Source organism: Pseudomonas sp. UTLPPB19802 (genome assembly GCF_059730225.1).
Genome location: NZ_AP048545.1, coordinates 6,493,612 through 6,508,935 on the forward strand (window position 1 = coordinate 6,493,612; position 15,324 = coordinate 6,508,935).

At 49.9% G+C, this 15,324-nt stretch carries 15 protein-coding genes and 1 pseudogene; 6 read left to right on the forward strand and 10 right to left on the reverse strand.

The window, feature by feature from the left end:
- Positions 1-44: 44 nt before the first annotated feature.
- The 5 genes from AC6I6U_RS28465 to AC6I6U_RS28485 form a co-directional block, all read right to left on the reverse strand.
- Positions 45-413: a histone-like nucleoid-structuring protein, MvaT/MvaU family gene (locus tag AC6I6U_RS28465; protein ID WP_497879304.1), complete on the reverse strand. Its 369-nt coding sequence runs from the start codon at positions 411-413 to the stop codon at positions 45-47.
- A 136-nt stretch (positions 414-549) separates the two neighbouring features.
- Positions 550-2,244, reverse strand: coding sequence for a DUF2326 domain-containing protein (locus AC6I6U_RS28470; RefSeq protein WP_497879305.1), 1,695 nt, complete (start codon positions 2,242-2,244; stop codon positions 550-552).
- Positions 2,235-2,471: an ABC-three component system middle component 6 gene (locus tag AC6I6U_RS28475; RefSeq protein WP_497879306.1), complete on the reverse strand. Its 237-nt coding sequence runs from the start codon at positions 2,469-2,471 to the stop codon at positions 2,235-2,237. Before AC6I6U_RS28475 ends, AC6I6U_RS28470 begins: the two co-directional genes overlap by 10 nt.
- A complete protein-coding gene (locus tag AC6I6U_RS28480; protein ID WP_497879307.1) occupies positions 2,468-3,058 on the reverse strand; it encodes a hypothetical protein in 591 nt (196 codons plus the stop codon). Before AC6I6U_RS28480 ends, AC6I6U_RS28475 begins: the two co-directional genes overlap by 4 nt.
- A gap of 3 nt (positions 3,059-3,061) precedes the next feature.
- Positions 3,062-3,361 (reverse strand): hypothetical protein, encoded by a 300-nt coding sequence (locus AC6I6U_RS28485; RefSeq protein ID WP_181088199.1) that lies wholly within the window; start codon positions 3,359-3,361, stop codon positions 3,062-3,064.
- 630 nt (positions 3,362-3,991) lie between these two features.
- Between AC6I6U_RS28485 and AC6I6U_RS28490 the strand changes: the two are divergent.
- The 3 genes and pseudogenes from AC6I6U_RS28490 to AC6I6U_RS28500 form a co-directional block, all read left to right on the forward strand.
- A pseudogene (locus AC6I6U_RS28490) lies at positions 3,992-4,090 on the forward strand (DNA-binding response regulator); the annotation flags it as partial.
- Between the two features lie 339 nt (positions 4,091-4,429).
- Entirely contained in the window at positions 4,430-5,494 is a 1,065-nt protein-coding gene (locus AC6I6U_RS28495) for a hypothetical protein (RefSeq protein WP_497879308.1), read from the forward strand.
- A 221-nt stretch (positions 5,495-5,715) separates the two neighbouring features.
- Entirely contained in the window at positions 5,716-6,576 is an 861-nt protein-coding gene (locus tag AC6I6U_RS28500; RefSeq protein WP_497879309.1) for a DUF4238 domain-containing protein, read from the forward strand.
- Positions 6,577-6,686: 110 nt separating this feature from the next.
- Here the strand turns inward: AC6I6U_RS28500 and AC6I6U_RS28505 are convergent, their stop codons facing one another.
- Positions 6,687-7,622: a restriction endonuclease gene (locus AC6I6U_RS28505; RefSeq protein WP_497879310.1), complete on the reverse strand. Its 936-nt coding sequence runs from the start codon at positions 7,620-7,622 to the stop codon at positions 6,687-6,689.
- 391 nt (positions 7,623-8,013) lie between these two features.
- On the opposite strand from AC6I6U_RS28505, the gene AC6I6U_RS28510 reads away from it, so the two are divergent.
- On the forward strand, positions 8,014-10,995 hold the full coding sequence (locus AC6I6U_RS28510) for a TrlF family AAA-like ATPase (RefSeq protein WP_497879311.1): 2,982 nt from the start codon (positions 8,014-8,016) through the stop codon (positions 10,993-10,995).
- Between the two features lie 168 nt (positions 10,996-11,163).
- Here the strand turns inward: AC6I6U_RS28510 and AC6I6U_RS28515 are convergent, their stop codons facing one another.
- The 4 genes from AC6I6U_RS28515 to AC6I6U_RS28530 form a co-directional block, all read right to left on the reverse strand.
- On the reverse strand, positions 11,164-11,745 hold the full coding sequence (locus AC6I6U_RS28515) for a hypothetical protein (protein ID WP_497879312.1): 582 nt from the start codon (positions 11,743-11,745) through the stop codon (positions 11,164-11,166).
- A 96-nt stretch (positions 11,746-11,841) separates the two neighbouring features.
- On the reverse strand, positions 11,842-12,216 hold the full coding sequence (locus AC6I6U_RS28520) for a hypothetical protein (protein ID WP_497879313.1): 375 nt from the start codon (positions 12,214-12,216) through the stop codon (positions 11,842-11,844).
- Between the two features lie 2 nt (positions 12,217-12,218).
- On the reverse strand, positions 12,219-12,689 hold the full coding sequence (locus AC6I6U_RS28525) for a hypothetical protein (RefSeq protein ID WP_497879314.1): 471 nt from the start codon (positions 12,687-12,689) through the stop codon (positions 12,219-12,221).
- A 48-nt stretch (positions 12,690-12,737) separates the two neighbouring features.
- Positions 12,738-13,130: a DUF6957 family protein gene (locus tag AC6I6U_RS28530; protein ID WP_497879315.1), complete on the reverse strand. Its 393-nt coding sequence runs from the start codon at positions 13,128-13,130 to the stop codon at positions 12,738-12,740.
- Positions 13,131-13,321: 191 nt separating this feature from the next.
- On the opposite strand from AC6I6U_RS28530, the gene AC6I6U_RS28535 reads away from it, so the two are divergent.
- The gene (locus AC6I6U_RS28535) at positions 13,322-13,813 is read left to right on the forward strand and encodes a helix-turn-helix domain-containing protein (protein WP_497879316.1); all 492 of its coding nucleotides are present in this window, start codon (positions 13,322-13,324) and stop codon (positions 13,811-13,813) included.
- Positions 13,814-13,894: 81 nt separating this feature from the next.
- Entirely contained in the window at positions 13,895-15,190 is a 1,296-nt protein-coding gene (locus AC6I6U_RS28540; protein ID WP_497879317.1) for a restriction endonuclease, read from the forward strand.
- Positions 15,191-15,324: the final 134 nt, after the last annotated feature.

Here is a 15,324-nt window from a genome sequence, read left to right on the forward strand (position 1 = left end):
GTTTGAAAACAGCGGGAGTGATTCCCGCTGTCGCCGTCTATGGATTAATGAGCCAACCAGCTCTCGACAGTGTCGTTGCCGTATTCAGCCTTCCATTCCTTGAGCAACTTGTGGTTGCCGCCTTTGGTCTCGATGATCTCGCCGTTATGCGGGTTTTTGTACAGCTTTACCTGCCGAGCGCGACGAGGGGCCTTTTCAGCTGCAGCAGGAGCAGCAGCACGGCGGTTAGCCTCAGGATCCAGGATGCTGACCACGTCTCGAAGGCTGTAGCCATACTCGGCCAGCAGGTTGCGCAGTTTGGTTTCAAACTCCATTTCCCTCTGCAGCTCGGAGCTTCCCTTAAGGGCCTCCAGTTCTGCAAGCTGGGCGGCGAGTTGCTGCTCGAGTTGTCGAAATTCTGCCAGGCGCGACATGTGAGCTCCTCAATTTTTGATGGTTGGCAATGGTAAACCATCCCAACGGCCTTGTCTTTTTACTCAACCAGCTTTACATCAAGCAGTCAATAAAGCTCAGCTACCGAACCAAAAAACGACAACCTAGATCACCGCCTCAAACCTTGAAAAACTTTTCATCGCTCCGAAGATACAAAACCACATTATCCTCCAGGAATTTCTCACCAAAGCCATCAAGCTTATCGCTTAAAATCGCAGCAATAGTCTGAATTTTATTGTCATTCGCAAAATCAAAAAGCTTGGCCAGCTTGCTTTCATCTACTGACTCTAGATAGTCCTGCGCTGTAAACGCAGGCAATCTTGTTTTCTGCTTTTTGACATACTCAACGTAGGCCATATCGAAGGCCATAGCCGCTGCGCGAGGAACGCCATCACCGGTATTTAGCTCTTCATTGGTAATCGAAAATATAGGCTTCCCATCATCACCCGCAGCAACAACCAACTCATTATCGTGCTTAACAAAGAGCTTCTTAGTTATCACTGAATAAACTTCATTAAAAATATCAAGCTTAGCATTCAAATCAGAATACTTAACCTCAATGCTTTTCCTGGCTAATTCAGCTGCTTCTTGCAGATCAGCAATTCTCTTGTAAGAAGCCTCGACCTCTGTGAGAACGTAGGAGATCCTACCACGAGCTTCTCGCAGTTCCTGCATCTGCTTTTCGATAAGAATAAACCCACTGAACTGGCTGTCTCGAGATAGATCCTTTACCTTGCGTTTCTCCTCGGCGAGCAAGCCTTCCAGGCTTTCCTTGAGGTCGCCAAGCTCACTTACTGTTTCCTCAGATAGCTCTTCGACATACTCTGCCTTACGGCTCATAATCGAATTATGGAAATCAATAGTTTCTTCAAGCGTTTTGCTCAGATCAGGAACCAAAGATTTTGCCTCACTGTAAAGCGCGGCAATCTCCTCTGCATCCACCTCAGCCAAGTTGTTTCTGTATCGCTCGATTGTCTTCTGATTGTAGTAGAGCTTAGTTTCCAAACCAACAATTCGCGACGACACAACTGCAACAGCATGCCTTGACTTCCGAAGGTCTGCAATTGCGTGATTTTGCGACTCGAGGAGATCATACTCTTCCTCCTGAGCTTCCAGAGTCGCCAATTTAAGGTCTATCTCCTGTAAGTCAGACTGATAAACCTCAAGTCTGGATGCGCCCAGGAGCGTGCTGATTCGCTCCCGTTCCACCAGGCTTTCCTGCTCGATCAAGTTGATTTGACGAATGGATTCAATGCAATCGAAATCAAACAAGAACGCATAGATCAGGGCATAATCACTGTCGCTTGTATAGACGCTCAAATACCTGATCGAATTATTGCTTGTAGGCCGACTAATTCTGAAAAACTTGCTACGAATCGATCCAAAGGTCGGCTGGTCGCGATTGTACCCAAACAGCCTTGGGAGATCTCGAGCAAATCCAGCATTACCCTTGTAGACGGCATCATCAATGGTACTGACAACCTTGATCGTTTCACCGGATTTGGTAGGCTTGGTGGAGAGCACTCTTGTAATGGTATGAGTTACGCCCGCAACTTTAAGCCTCAATACAAACTTAACATCCCCTTTGGTGAGGTATTCCTTCACCTTGATGTTAATTTGTTTATTATCTGGATCTTGCCAGAGAGGTATGTGGCCACCCCCAAGACAGAAAGCAAGAGCACGAAGAGAGGTACTTTTGCCTATCTGGTTACCAGTCTGCTCCAGGTTGGTAATAATATTAATACCATCCTTAAAAACAATCGACCGAACTTCGCGATCACCATCAAAAATTGCCAGCTTAATTAGTTGCATAACGAAATATCACCCTGCTCCGTCAGCTCCACGCATCCTATAAGATAGAGCCAATCAAGTGCGTAGCAAATGTACGCAAACGAAACGCCTTCAAAATCTTCTTTGTACTTTTCAAACAAGGCCAGCGGACTCATAAATCCAAAATCGCTAGCTTTAAGTACGTATAAAACCCGCCCACCAATAACATAAAGGCTTTTCAGAGGGGTGCTTGAGTTCTTGACGATCATTTCTTGGGCGGCTCCAAGATCTTGCAGTTAATGAAGCCATAGCAAACAATCAACTGCTTGGCCCATTCAACCAACTCTACAGGGAAGTCCTGAAACCCATTTTTCACATCTACGATAAGATCGGACACTGCCAAAATTAGTTGATCAGACCCCAATCGTATTGCCTGCAGCTTCTGCTCAGGGCTGGCGGGTCTTTCCGGCAAACTGAGAAACAGGGCTTTTTTCGCAACCCTATACTTCTGATTAATAGCATAGAGAAAACTTCTCTGCGCCCCAGGCTCCTCATCATCAATATCGGATATCAAGCTTTCGATTAGCTCCATATACCCAGCATTCTCGATGATATCCTCTGAAAATATCGAAACATTATTGTATTCGATCTTTTCATCAATTTCAGGATATTCAATCTCAATATCTGCCATGTCTCCATACGGAGTATGACCTTCCACAATTCTGAGCAATAGCGGATTTAGCAATGACGAAACTGCTGCAGCTGTAACCTTAGGGGAAACGGTAACGTTGCCCGGCCCAGTATTGACTACCGCTATACCGCCAGTGTCGGCGTCAGCCTTATGTCTTGGCAACATGGCTTAGGGCTTGCTGTTTACGTTTACATTACCACTACCAGTCGAGACCACTGCGGTGCCCCCTCGACCAGCCTTGGCGACAGCTGAGCCCTTACCACTACAGGCCTGCAGCACTACAAGCAAAACAAAACAGAAAACCGCGCTGCCCAACGAATAAAGGAACAAGTTATAGATGGACTCGCTAGGCAGATTTTTGAGTAAATCCGACTTGAACCAACCGGCGTAGAGCGAGTAGAGCATCCCGGCGCCTAGGGCAGTGAAAACCCCACCGGCTCCAACTACAACCTTCAAAAAACTGAACATCCTGGTCTCCATGGCAGCGCAGCCGCTCCAGACAAATGGCGGCATATTGATACTACAGACCAAGCATCGCTTAGCACAAGGAGAGCCGGCCATAGCAACGGCAGTAAACCGTCTTTCCGCTTGATCATCTGTTCAAGGCGGAAAGCCTAGCGACAGGTGGACGGAGCAACACGGGTGATCAGCGGCTTGGGCGCCATGGAAGACGATCATAACGAGAAACGCCATACCTGTACATACGTACAGTGAAGCATTTTTTCATGAGCCCGCCTACATGACTACTATCAGCGTGAAACAGCCTACCAAGAGAAGCCCACTCCGCTTCAACCGACCGGGAAACCAAGTCGCACGTTTGCCGACCCCATTGAGTCTCATCGAAGGGAGCCCCCGGCCAACGCCTCTAGGACGCCGACGAGCATCTACGTCTCTCCACTCTGGTTAGCAAGCCTAGCCATCAGTCGAAGTGATCTCGACCCTCATCTCAAATCTTCCGCGCTTTTTCCCTCGTTTCGCCACCTAAACTGGTACTGCATCCTTTCCTGAAAATACTCAGCATTATGCTCTTCAATAAAGCGGCCCTGGAATTCCAGTAGTCGCTTTTTCTGATCGCTTCGCGCTTTAGAGAGGGGAAGAACACCTGTCATTTTGGTCAGCGCACTTAGCAACGTAGATGATCGTGACCTGGGCCTAAGGGCTGGTGGTGATGAACACTTGGTCAAACCGTCTGCCTCATGCCTGATCTGCCTGAAAATAACGTCCGCGAAATCACCAACTGAAAACTTAAAGCACAAACGTGCTTCTCTCAGCCCCTCGTAATGAGGGGTTGCCTTTGCTACGAACTTTTCATCTCAACACCCATTCATTTGAATACCGCAAAGCTATACATACACTCATCCAGCTCCTAAACCTTGAATTGAATGCTCTGGTAGTATCCGGCTGGAAAATTTGGCGCCACACGCTACGGTCAAAATCGGACGATGCTCTAGCTACTCCTGGACTAGCGAAAACTCTCATCTAGAGTCTCCGACTCCGTGATAGAGTGGATCACCCACCAATTCAGAGCGGCTCCACATGAATCAAGAAAATCAATTAGGCGAAGTAGAAAACCGAACGCGAAACAAAGTATTGTCCCTTGGCAACACCAACCATGTTTCGGGTATATTCAGCGATGGCAAACTCTATGCAGCGATTAGCACAAGAAACGCCAACTTCGAACTGGCCCGGCACACCCAAGGTTCGAAAGCCGGGCTTGCGATGGGAATGATTCACGACAACAACGGCATCGCTGAACATGTGGGATTCATCGAACTCACGCCCCCCATCGGGCAAGTAGACATAGGCGCAATCTACCATATAAGCAGACACTTAGATGTTCTGTCCTATCAGGTAGACTGTTTAAATCGCTCCCTGGAAATAACTGAAGCCGGCCAAAAGGAAATTCTGACCTATCTTCATACCTCACTGCTGGCGTCTTTGAAACAAGCGGGCTGCGACTTTAAATTTGCCCTAAAAAACCTCGACACCATTATTGAACAGCAGTTGCAATCGGCGTATATGCCTTCTGTAATTTCTGGAATTCAAAATTCTGAAAAAGCTCTCCACGAAAAAAAGCTGCACTGGGATCAAAGACTTAAAACAGCACAACAAGAGTATTATCTGTGGAGCAAGATGCCTGGTGAGCTAGAACGTTCAGTATATTTCAAGTCTCTTTTTATTGCAGCACTGGGGCATGCAGCCCAAGCTCTGCTCATGAATGGCAATAAGCATATTCTAGCGCTTTCTCGCCTGAAGCTTCACGAGCTAGCTGCGCCTTTGCGGGAAATACTCCACGAGTGCAAAAACAGAAGCGAGTGGATCCATGAAAAACTTGAACAAGATTACGACCCACTCTCAAGTTTCGGCATGTACGCTTTTGATATCGAACCTCCAAGAGTTGCAGTCTCTAAGCTAATGACCCATGCAGATCGGATGCTCGAAGCCGTAGAGTACCTTGTAAATTTATCATTCGCTGACTGCTTAAACCCCACTCACGCTTATCAAGTTTTAGAGGTATCAGAGAACCTTGAAACACTAGGTGTGACTCCTCCACTTCCAGTACCAGAGGCCATCAAAAACTTACTAATGGATCGACGCTAGGAAATAATGATGTGAACGATCTACTGATGGCAGCAACCTCCGGCGTCGAACCGGAATCGCCCGCGATGCACCTGAACTATCCCTCCTCGACCATTGATCTGGATATACTTGTAACTGGAAACAAATAAATCCTGCACACATAATGCCGAGTATAGATAACGAGAAGCTCTGACTTCCTACGACGCCGACATTAATTCAACTATCTACCATGGAGAACATTCATGATCACAAGGCGACAACATTATGTATGGCGAAATTATCTCAGGCCTTGGGCACCAGATGATAAAATATGGTGCCAAAGGAATGGGAAGGTATTTAACACGAGCTTAATGAACATCGGCCAGGAGAGAGACTTCTACGCTACCAATATCATCTCCCAACAAGAAGCAGACTACATTCTTGAGCAATCCAAACACAGGCACAAAGGTGACTTAGCTTCAGTCAATAGCGATTTTGTAAGTTTCTATAAATCAATTAGCGACTTAAGACTACAGCCTAATCGTACTGCAGAAGTCTCTGCTCTGCTTATCGAATTTGAAGAAGACATCATGGGGGTAATTGAGGATCAAGGCTTAGCGTACCTCCCATTGCTCCAAAGAGGGGACGCCAGCTTCTTCCAAATCAATGAACATCGCGCAAGTTTTTCACATTACCTAATGATACAGTTTGTACGAACTAAGCGCATGCGGGATGCTATAGTTAACGCCTTGCGCGAGCCGCTGGCACGATTCGGACTAAACATCGAAAATATATGGCCAGTAGAGAAATACGTAGACGCCAAACATATGGCCTTGTCAGTCTACGCCAACAAAGAATACAAAATATCTTTCATGAAAAACCCTACATCGATAGAGCTAATCACTTCTGATCAACCTGTATTCAACATTCACGCTATTGGTACTAATGGACAGCCCCCTGAAGAAGTTGAGCTCTATTACCCGGTCACGCCTAAATTAGCCATAATGCTTTCGAAAAAGTCCCACGATAAGACCCTGACAGAGAGTGAAGTTAGGGAGCTTAACTCTTGGGTTAGAGAAATGTCGCACGAACAGATATATTCAGCATCACAAGATTTCTTGTAAGCCCCAGCCATTGGAGTTTTACCATCAGAAGCCAATGAAGGGATTGCCAGCAGCACAAGCTGTGCGATCCCTATATCTCTCCTGCCTCACAATAGCTCACCAATACAACTCTAAGACCGCAAAATACTTAAGAACTGCTCTTTAAGTTGTTCTCTATCACGCCCTATCACCACGCGAATCTTTTCCTCATGCATCTGGTTAAATTGCTCAACATACTTCATAGCATTTTTAGTAAGCCCCGAACTCACAACCAATATACCATTCCAACCGGGACGCGCAAGCAAGGAACAAACTTCCCTAACAGTCCCCAACCCTAATAACTGCCGATACGCCTTTACTTCAATTTGAACAGGAGGTGTCTCATCATGAAGTACAAAATCGCGACCACCGTCAGGGTACCCATTCTGAGTGAATGGTATGCCTAAGTCCTTCAGCACCTCTGAGACTAAATTTTCGTACCGCACTGCTTGCACAAGAGGAGATTCGGAACCTTGATTTATAACTATTTCACCTCCAGCAATGTCAACCTCTATTTCTCGATCTGCCTGAAGTTTATTCGTCAGGCTTTTCATACCAAGCGAAGCTATAATTGCACCAAATACGGAAACAACGTAAGCCATTATCATTGACCAGTCGACGCCTGACTTGGGCAACTCCTTATCTTTAGGAGCACCCGATATTATGCCATCAATAGTAGCAACAAGTTCTTGGCGCCTGTCTAGCGAAATAAACTTATTACTAACAAATCGATCCTGAACCTCTAGAAGCAAATCCTTGGCTGAATAAGGATAGTTAAAACCAAGCTTTATCTCTCGTCCTCTTATAAGAGACCCTACATCAGAGTAATCAATTTTCTTGTCATAAAAAAGAATCTCTTGCAAATCAGCAGAAAGGCTTTCTCGCGCGAGACTTATCTTACTATCTGATATCTCCTTAACATAATCAGGGACATATACGATTGCAAAATAAAAAGTACCTATTACTCCAACCACACTAAAGAGGTTCCAACCATTTTTTAGCACCCAAGACAACAAAATCTTAAACATAGACCTTAGCCAGCCTCATTATAATCACACACATGACCAACATTAACCAACCACCCATCTCCTAGGTGGACTTCCACAACTTATCCTACCGACCAGCCTATGATTCTGAAATGCTGAAAATCTATAGCTCAAATCGAGCTAAACCAAATCCGATGCTCGACCGCCTGAAGAAAAAAACGCAGTTCAAATCGACGATTGAATCACACCACAGGAGATGATGAAAGTGACCAAAGGCGTATAAAGCCCTATCTCGACGCTGAAACCATTCACCTGGAAAAATCTAGAACCTTGTCTAACCTCAGCGATGCCGAAATAGTGGCCACAGGTTTGATTGGTCGAAGGCTGGATGCCTCTACACAGGGGTCAATAACAGGATTGATGGGGATGCAAAATGGCTAGTCGGGGTTCGGAATGGCATCGCTGGGAGCCACACATACACGCACCAGGGACTGTGCTAAATAACCAGTTCGGATCTGGCGATCCATGGAGCGACTATCTCGACCGTCTTGAAGCGCTGACCCCTGCCATCGAGGCGATGGCCGTCACCGACTACTACGTGACCGACACCTATGAAACATTACTAGAATTCAAAAAGACGGGCAGACTGACTGGCATCAAGCTGATTTTCCCAAACATCGAGCTTCGCTTAGATGTGGCCGCAAAGAGCGGCTTCGTCAACATTCATCTTCTAGTTAGCAATGAAGACGAGAATCACCTCCAGGAACTGAAGCGGATTCTGAAAAGGCTCCAATTCTCTGCTCACAAAGACCGCTACGATTGCACCCGAGACGAGCTCATTCGCCTTGGCAAGAAGACCGACCCGACGATCACCGATGATGGAGCCGCTCTAAGGCTTGGAGCTACTCAGTTCAAGGTCAATTTCAACGAGCTGCGTACTGTCATCCACGAAAGTGAGTGGGCAAAAAAGAATATCCTCATCGCCGTAGCCGGCGGCGCGGGAGATGGCACTTCAGGCCTACGGCTTGCTGCCGACAGCACGGTTAGACAGGAAATTGAAAAGTTTGCACACATCATTTTCTCGAGCAGTGCGGCGCAGCGCGAGTTCTGGCTAGGGCAGAAGGAAGGCAACCCTCCGGATGTCCTGCTGGCTCGATATGATGGCTGCAAACCGTGCCTTCACGGCAGCGACTCTCATAGCCAGGCGTCGGTTGGCCATCCCACCGAGAATCGGTATTCTTGGGTGAAGGGCGGGCTTGAGTTCGACGCCCTTCGGCAAGCGTGCATCGACCCAGAAGGAAGAGCCTTCGTGGGGGAAAAGCCCCCAAACTCTGCAATGCCGTCTCAAGTGATCACAGAAGTGACCATTGAAAACGCGGATTGGATGACTACACCAACCATCGCCCTGAATTCTGGTCTCGTTGCCATCGTGGGCGCCCGTGGGTCAGGCAAAACAGCTCTCGCGGACATGATCGCAGCAGGGTGTGATGCTGTATCAGACTTGGGATGGGCGTCAGGTTCCGAGATCAGCGCCTCGTTCTTGGCTCGCGCACGCGAGTTGATAGGCGACGCCAAGGTGAATTTGATTTGGGGAGGTGGCGCATCAGTTGGGCGCCATCTGGATGGCCGCGATGCTGACCATCACACATCATTCCCCAGAGCCCGTTACCTATCGCAGCAGTTCGTGGAAGAGCTCTGCTCATCCCATGGCGTCTCCGATGGCCTCATCGCCGAAATCGAGCGAGTCATTTTCGAATCCCACACCCAGGATGCACAGGACGGCGCCATAAGCTTCGATGAACTGCGCGACCAGCACGTGGGACGTTATCGGCAGGCCAGGGAACGAGAGGCCGATGGCATCTCCGACATCTCCTCGAGAATCGCAACGGAACACGAAAAGGAAAATCAGGTAGGAACGCTCACGACCCAGGTACAGCAGAAGGAGAAGCTCATCTCAGGCTACAACTCCGACCTTGGGAAGTTGGTTGTGAAAGGCACAGAGCAACAGGTGGCCAGGCACACAGCGCTCAACCTGGCAGCGCAGAAGGTACGCACTAAGATCCAAGCCTTCACTGGCCAACGCCGTACATTCGTGGCGCTGCAGGATGAAGTCAAAAGCATGCGAGTCACTCAAGCTCCTGAGATGTTGCGCCAGGCGCAAACCAGGCACCTCAACAGCGGGCTGAGCCAAGAGCAATGGGCAGATTTCCTGCTCACCTACCAAGGGGATGTCGATAAAAGCCTAACAGGCTATCTTGCTTGGGCTGACACCCAGATAGCTCAACTCAATGGTGTCCCCCTGCCGCCTGGTGGTGATCCGAATGTCGAGCTCATCGGGGCCGGGGTAGACCTAGATACGGTACCGCTTTCACGGCTCACCGCTGAGATGACTCGCCTAGAAGCCCTGCTCAGCGCCGACAAATTAGTCCGCGATCAATTTGCCGCTTTGACGAAACGTATTGGCCAAGAAAACATCACTCTGCAGAGTTCAAAGGTCAAACTTGAAGATGCTCAAGGCGCTATCGCACGCAGAAAGGCTCTACAAACTGACCGTGAGGAGGCTTACGAACGAGTCTTCGATGCGATCATTCAAGAGCAAACCGCTTTGGAGGCGCTGTATGAGCCACTCATGCAGCGCCTAGCTGCTTCGTCAGGTACGTTGAAGAAGCTCAATTTTACCGTCCGCAGAATCGCAGATGCGGCCACGTGGGCAATCAAGGCGGAGGAGCAGTTACTAGATCGCCGCAAAGCTGGGCCATTCAACGGACGCGGCTCGCTGGTAGCAATAGCCGAGAAGCTTCTAAAGCCAGCATGGGAAACAGGCTCCGCTGAGGACATCAAGAATGCGATGAAAAGCTTCTTGATGCTTCATCAGCCCGACTTACTCAAGCACGCTCCCTATGGGCCTCAGCAACAGAGCGAATTCCGGACATGGGCCAAAGATATGGCTCATTGGTTGTTCAGCTCCGACCACATTACAGTGCGATACGAGATCGCTTATGACGGTATCGAGATACAGAAACTCTCTCCAGGCACACGGGGGATCGTTCTGCTGCTGCTTTACTTGGCGCTCGACGACGCCGATGATCGACCATTGATCATCGACCAGCCAGAAGAAAACCTCGACCCGAAATCTGTCTTCGATGAGCTGGTATCACTTTTCATTGCCGCCAAAACAAAGCGTCAAGTGATCATGGTCACTCATAACGCCAACCTAGTTATTAACACTGATGCCGATCAGATCATTATTGCGACGGCAGGGAATCACCAACCAGGTGGGTTGCCGTCCATTAGCTACCAGTCCGGTGGCCTAGAAAACGCCGCAATTCGGGAGGCAGTCTGTGAAATTCTGGAGGGCGGTGATAAGGCCTTCAGAGAGAGAGCTCGGAGACTTCGGGTGCGCCTGGAACGCTAGCAGTAAGGCATTGGGCGTTCAAGATGGTTCCAACCCGCCTCCCAGATCGCCAAGCAAGCGGAGCGCGCAGGCCACGATGGCCGGCGAGGTGACGATGGAAGCCCGCAGGGCCAAGCCCAGTTTAACTGGGCTTGGTTTACGACAGCCGTACCCGAAGGGTCACCCAAATCAGCGGTGCAGCTTACTGAATCGCTCTACTAACTTTGCAGGAGCAATCGACTGCCAAGTTTCAAGTGCGGTGGTCTTGTAGAACAGATTAATTCCCATCCCTACAAAAAATGCCGCAATTAAGCACGCAAGAGTAAATGCACAACGCGTTACATCCCCGGCATATTCTGCGAACCCATTCACAGAGCTATAGTGATAACCATCAACAATCGAGCCCAAGCCAAAGAAAAATGCGATCCAAGCCACAACAAAAGCCACTGCGGAAATTACCGCCCCGTTGGCCCAGATCCCAAGTTGTGCCGTATACCTCAGACTTGGCACCTCTATGACCTTGCCATCCTCCGGCTTCACCGCAAAAACAAAGCCTTTGTTTTTTACTTTATTTCGAGACTTCTGTACCAGGCCGTAAAACTCGTACTCCTTGCCACTATCAACTTCCTCGTAAATCTTTGTAGGCATTCTGAAGTTTGGAATCAGCACATCATCCACCTTCATGATCACCTCCACGTTATCCGAATAGGTGTTGAACACACGTATATCGTCCAGCCGCCCTTTAAAACGCAGATATTCGAACTTAATCACTTGAAGCTCCTTGCTTTTGCCAAAACTCAGGCACAGAGATACCTAGGGCATGACACATTCACACCCCTGGCTCATTTCTAAAATTGACTTCCGCGTTTAGGTGTTGGGGTAGCGATTACCCACCAGGCGCCGGAATTCATTGAAGCTGCGCCGCCCTCCATCGCGTTGGAATGTGGCGATAGCGTAGCGAAAATGGATCGTGGTGATCACCCAGAACCTCCCCTCCTTGGCCGTACCGAGGATGTCGGAAGTTTGGATAAGGTGGCCATCCGCGTATCGCCCGTGCGGCCCCTTCTTGGTATGCCCAAACACAACACCAACCGCGCTGTGCCTACTGATGTGGACATTTACAAGAACCGCCGTGACCTCTTTTTCGAAGCCCTGCCCAACCGCCCGAGCAATCCGAAGCAGATCAAAATCGGAGTACCGTTTGACGTAGAAGTCGACTTCCACTTCGCTGTTCTCTGCCACGGTTAATGCCTCCCAAGCCCTGCAGCTGAAGCGGACGTCGAGGTACGACTGCGATACAGCTCTTTCAGCCCAGTCAGGGAATCGACGTTGAGGCCTGGTTCATGCGTGTCGATGTAAACCTCACCACCCTCAACCTCAAGGATCGAGACAGGCACTTCATCCATGCCGAATCCCATGGAAAGTGACATCAGCTTCTCCATCTTCCAGCAATCGCCTTTGTTCATCCAGCCGGGTGTGACCGCTTGGACTTCACGGACAACCAGGCTCTCATCCTGGGCTAACAGCAGCTCAACGAGCCGGGCCTCATCATTGAGCATCTCCTCATAATTCCTGAATTGTCCTTCATGGAGACGCTGAACGCTCACGTGGTACCAGTGGGTAGCGAGCGCTCGGGAAACGCCGTGCCAATGCATGAGTCCATCGCCAAACATGTCTGGGATGCCGGCCATGTCAGCTTGGTGTGAACGGAACATATCTTGATCTCTGAAACAGTCGAGTCGTCACTAGCGGGGCCGTGACACCTAGAAGATTGAGAAGATGCCTTGCAGCGAAGACGACTTCCGTTGGCCTGGCCCCTTAAGCAGGTAGACGGTGTTCCTGGTCTCGAAGATGTACCCATCATTGAAGGTTCGAGCGATTGTCGACCGCACCCATTCGCCAGGCTCAAAGCGCCGCTGTTCGTCATGCACGACGTTGTGGGCAAACAAGAACATGGGCTGGCATCCAGCTGCAGCTACCTTGGCCTGCTCATCTTCCGTGAGGATGGCATCCAGGATCACCCAATCTTCGACAACGCAAAGAGGCATCCACTTGTACGTGCGTCGAGCCAACTCCACGATTTCACTGAGCGATTGCTCAGCGCCCATCAGCTCTACTCCGTCGCCAAGCAGGCCGTCATTGATGGGTAAATCCACGTGCAGCACCTCACCACAGCAATATCGAAATAATGGTTAACCCCCAGCGCTGGCCCTGCTGACTTGTCAGTTCAGCCACTGCGGATGGCTCGAGCAGTGATCGCCCTGAACCCTTTATACACAATAATACCCGATATTGATGTTTATCGTAATCCCTTCGGTGTGGCTATATCCTGACATTTGGTCAAGCCATGCATCTCAAAATAGCCCTAGCTGGCACCCTCCGAGCCCTTCGGCTCAACCGGCGTCTTCGGTATGAACAACTCTCAGATGCCGGCCCAAAGTCCAAGGTAAGTGCCCTCGAGCGCGGCGAAACCAGTGTCACCTTGGAAAGATTCGAGAGCCTTGCCCAGGCCCTCGGCATTGAGCCATTGGCCCTGTTGGCATTGTGCATGTCCGCACGGCTTGGCACGCCCTACCCTTCCCTCATCGAGAAAGCACGCGAGCAGCTTGAGGCCTTTGAGGCCGATGGGGGCTTTGTGTTACTTGCAGATCAGTTTGTTGACGGTGAGCTCGTGCAGCGGACGCGTGGGAAACCCATGAACACGGACAATCTAAATGCAGTCAGGGAGTTGAAAGCGTCCGGAATGACCCAGGCTCAAATTGCCCAGGAGCTCGAGCTTTCCCCCACAATCGTAAATCGACATTGGAAGCGGATTGAGGCCGAGGACGCTGCAGATTGAACAGCCGGGAAGCGCTCTGCTGTCCCAGCGCAGGAAGTCCTTTTGTGGCAAATTGCCAAGGTCTCCCTACTGAGCAGAACAATGACGACAATTTCCCCGGACTGGATCATCCCTTCCGCAATCCCCTTCGAGCACCTCAAAGCGAAGGACTTGGAGGAATGTCTCTTTTGGCTCCTTGATGCTATGGGCGCCCAGAACATCGAATGGCGGATTGGCGGCACAGGAGGCGGTGCCCCTGATGGTGGTAGAGATTTGGAGGCGCAGCTTCTGGTGACCTCTCCAGACGGGGAGCTTTCCTCGAGGACATTTTGGTTCGAGTGCAAAGGCAGGAAAGGTACAGTTCCTGCCAATGTAGTCCATAACGCAGCAATCCATGCCTTGGCCCACAGCCACCGCGTGGACACTATGGTGGTCGTTACCAATACCACCTTCTCCAATCCGACAACTGACTGGGTCAAGGAGTGGAACAAAGATCCGCTCCATCGAGTGAAGGTACAGCTTTGGGATCGCATAAAACTAGAGCAAATGCTGTGTCGCCACCCCAGTGTCGCCTTAAGACTGTTTGATCGCTCCCTGAGCCTGGATGGGCGCTTACAAGCTCTCACCACCCGCTTCTGGGAGCGATTTGAGTACACACCTGTCAGGCTCCTGGAAGAGCTCTGGGAGGCTCGTAACGAGCTCGAATTAACCCCTCTCCAGCGTTTCGCCTTGATAGCGAACGAGTGCTCGAACCGAAGCCTTGAGCTGCGCCCATGGGCATCAGCAACTACCCCGGAGCAAGTCTTACAAACCCTCGATATTGCCCTGGCCAACCTCTATTACCTATTTCTCAAGATCCTTCGCAGTGGCGTCAACGACTCCCCAATATTCAAGTCTTTGAGCCATTTGATCCTCATCGCTCTAAGAGAGTATTCGGCAGAGTTGGTCAGCGAGATGCTGCAGGCGTTTGCTTCAGAATGGGCCAGCAAGCCTATGCCAGAGGGTGCGATAGAGGTGGTGCTAGAACCCGTTCTTCAGTACGTGGATCAAGAAATCGCGAGCATTTGTGTCCCTACATGTACCCGCGTTTATCGCATAAGCCGGGATGATCGGATGGGTGATGATCACGATCTCGCCACCTATTGGTACCGCTTCGAGCGGGAAGGCTACCCACGCGTTGAGGATGACAGGATCCTCTGGATTGAGCAGAGAATGGAGCCATGCGCGGTTGGGCTATGCAAGCGTCCTGATGACCGCTGCCCATTTATGGAGTCCGACTTTTCTCTCAAGAACCTGGAAAATTTCCTCCAAATTGCCAAGCAAATCTTCAGCTACCGCATGGACTGTTGGCAGAAAAGTCAGGCTGAAAAAGCAGCCGCGAACGTCAGCTCGGATTGAGACCAGGAGCAGCCTCAGGAGAGGTGAGACCGCCAGCGGCGACGGCCTAGCCTCTATGGTGCCGAACGATTCGTATGCGGTGCCAGCGCGACCGTGTCATGCTATCTGGAGGAGCTGTCCATTTTGGTCTCAAA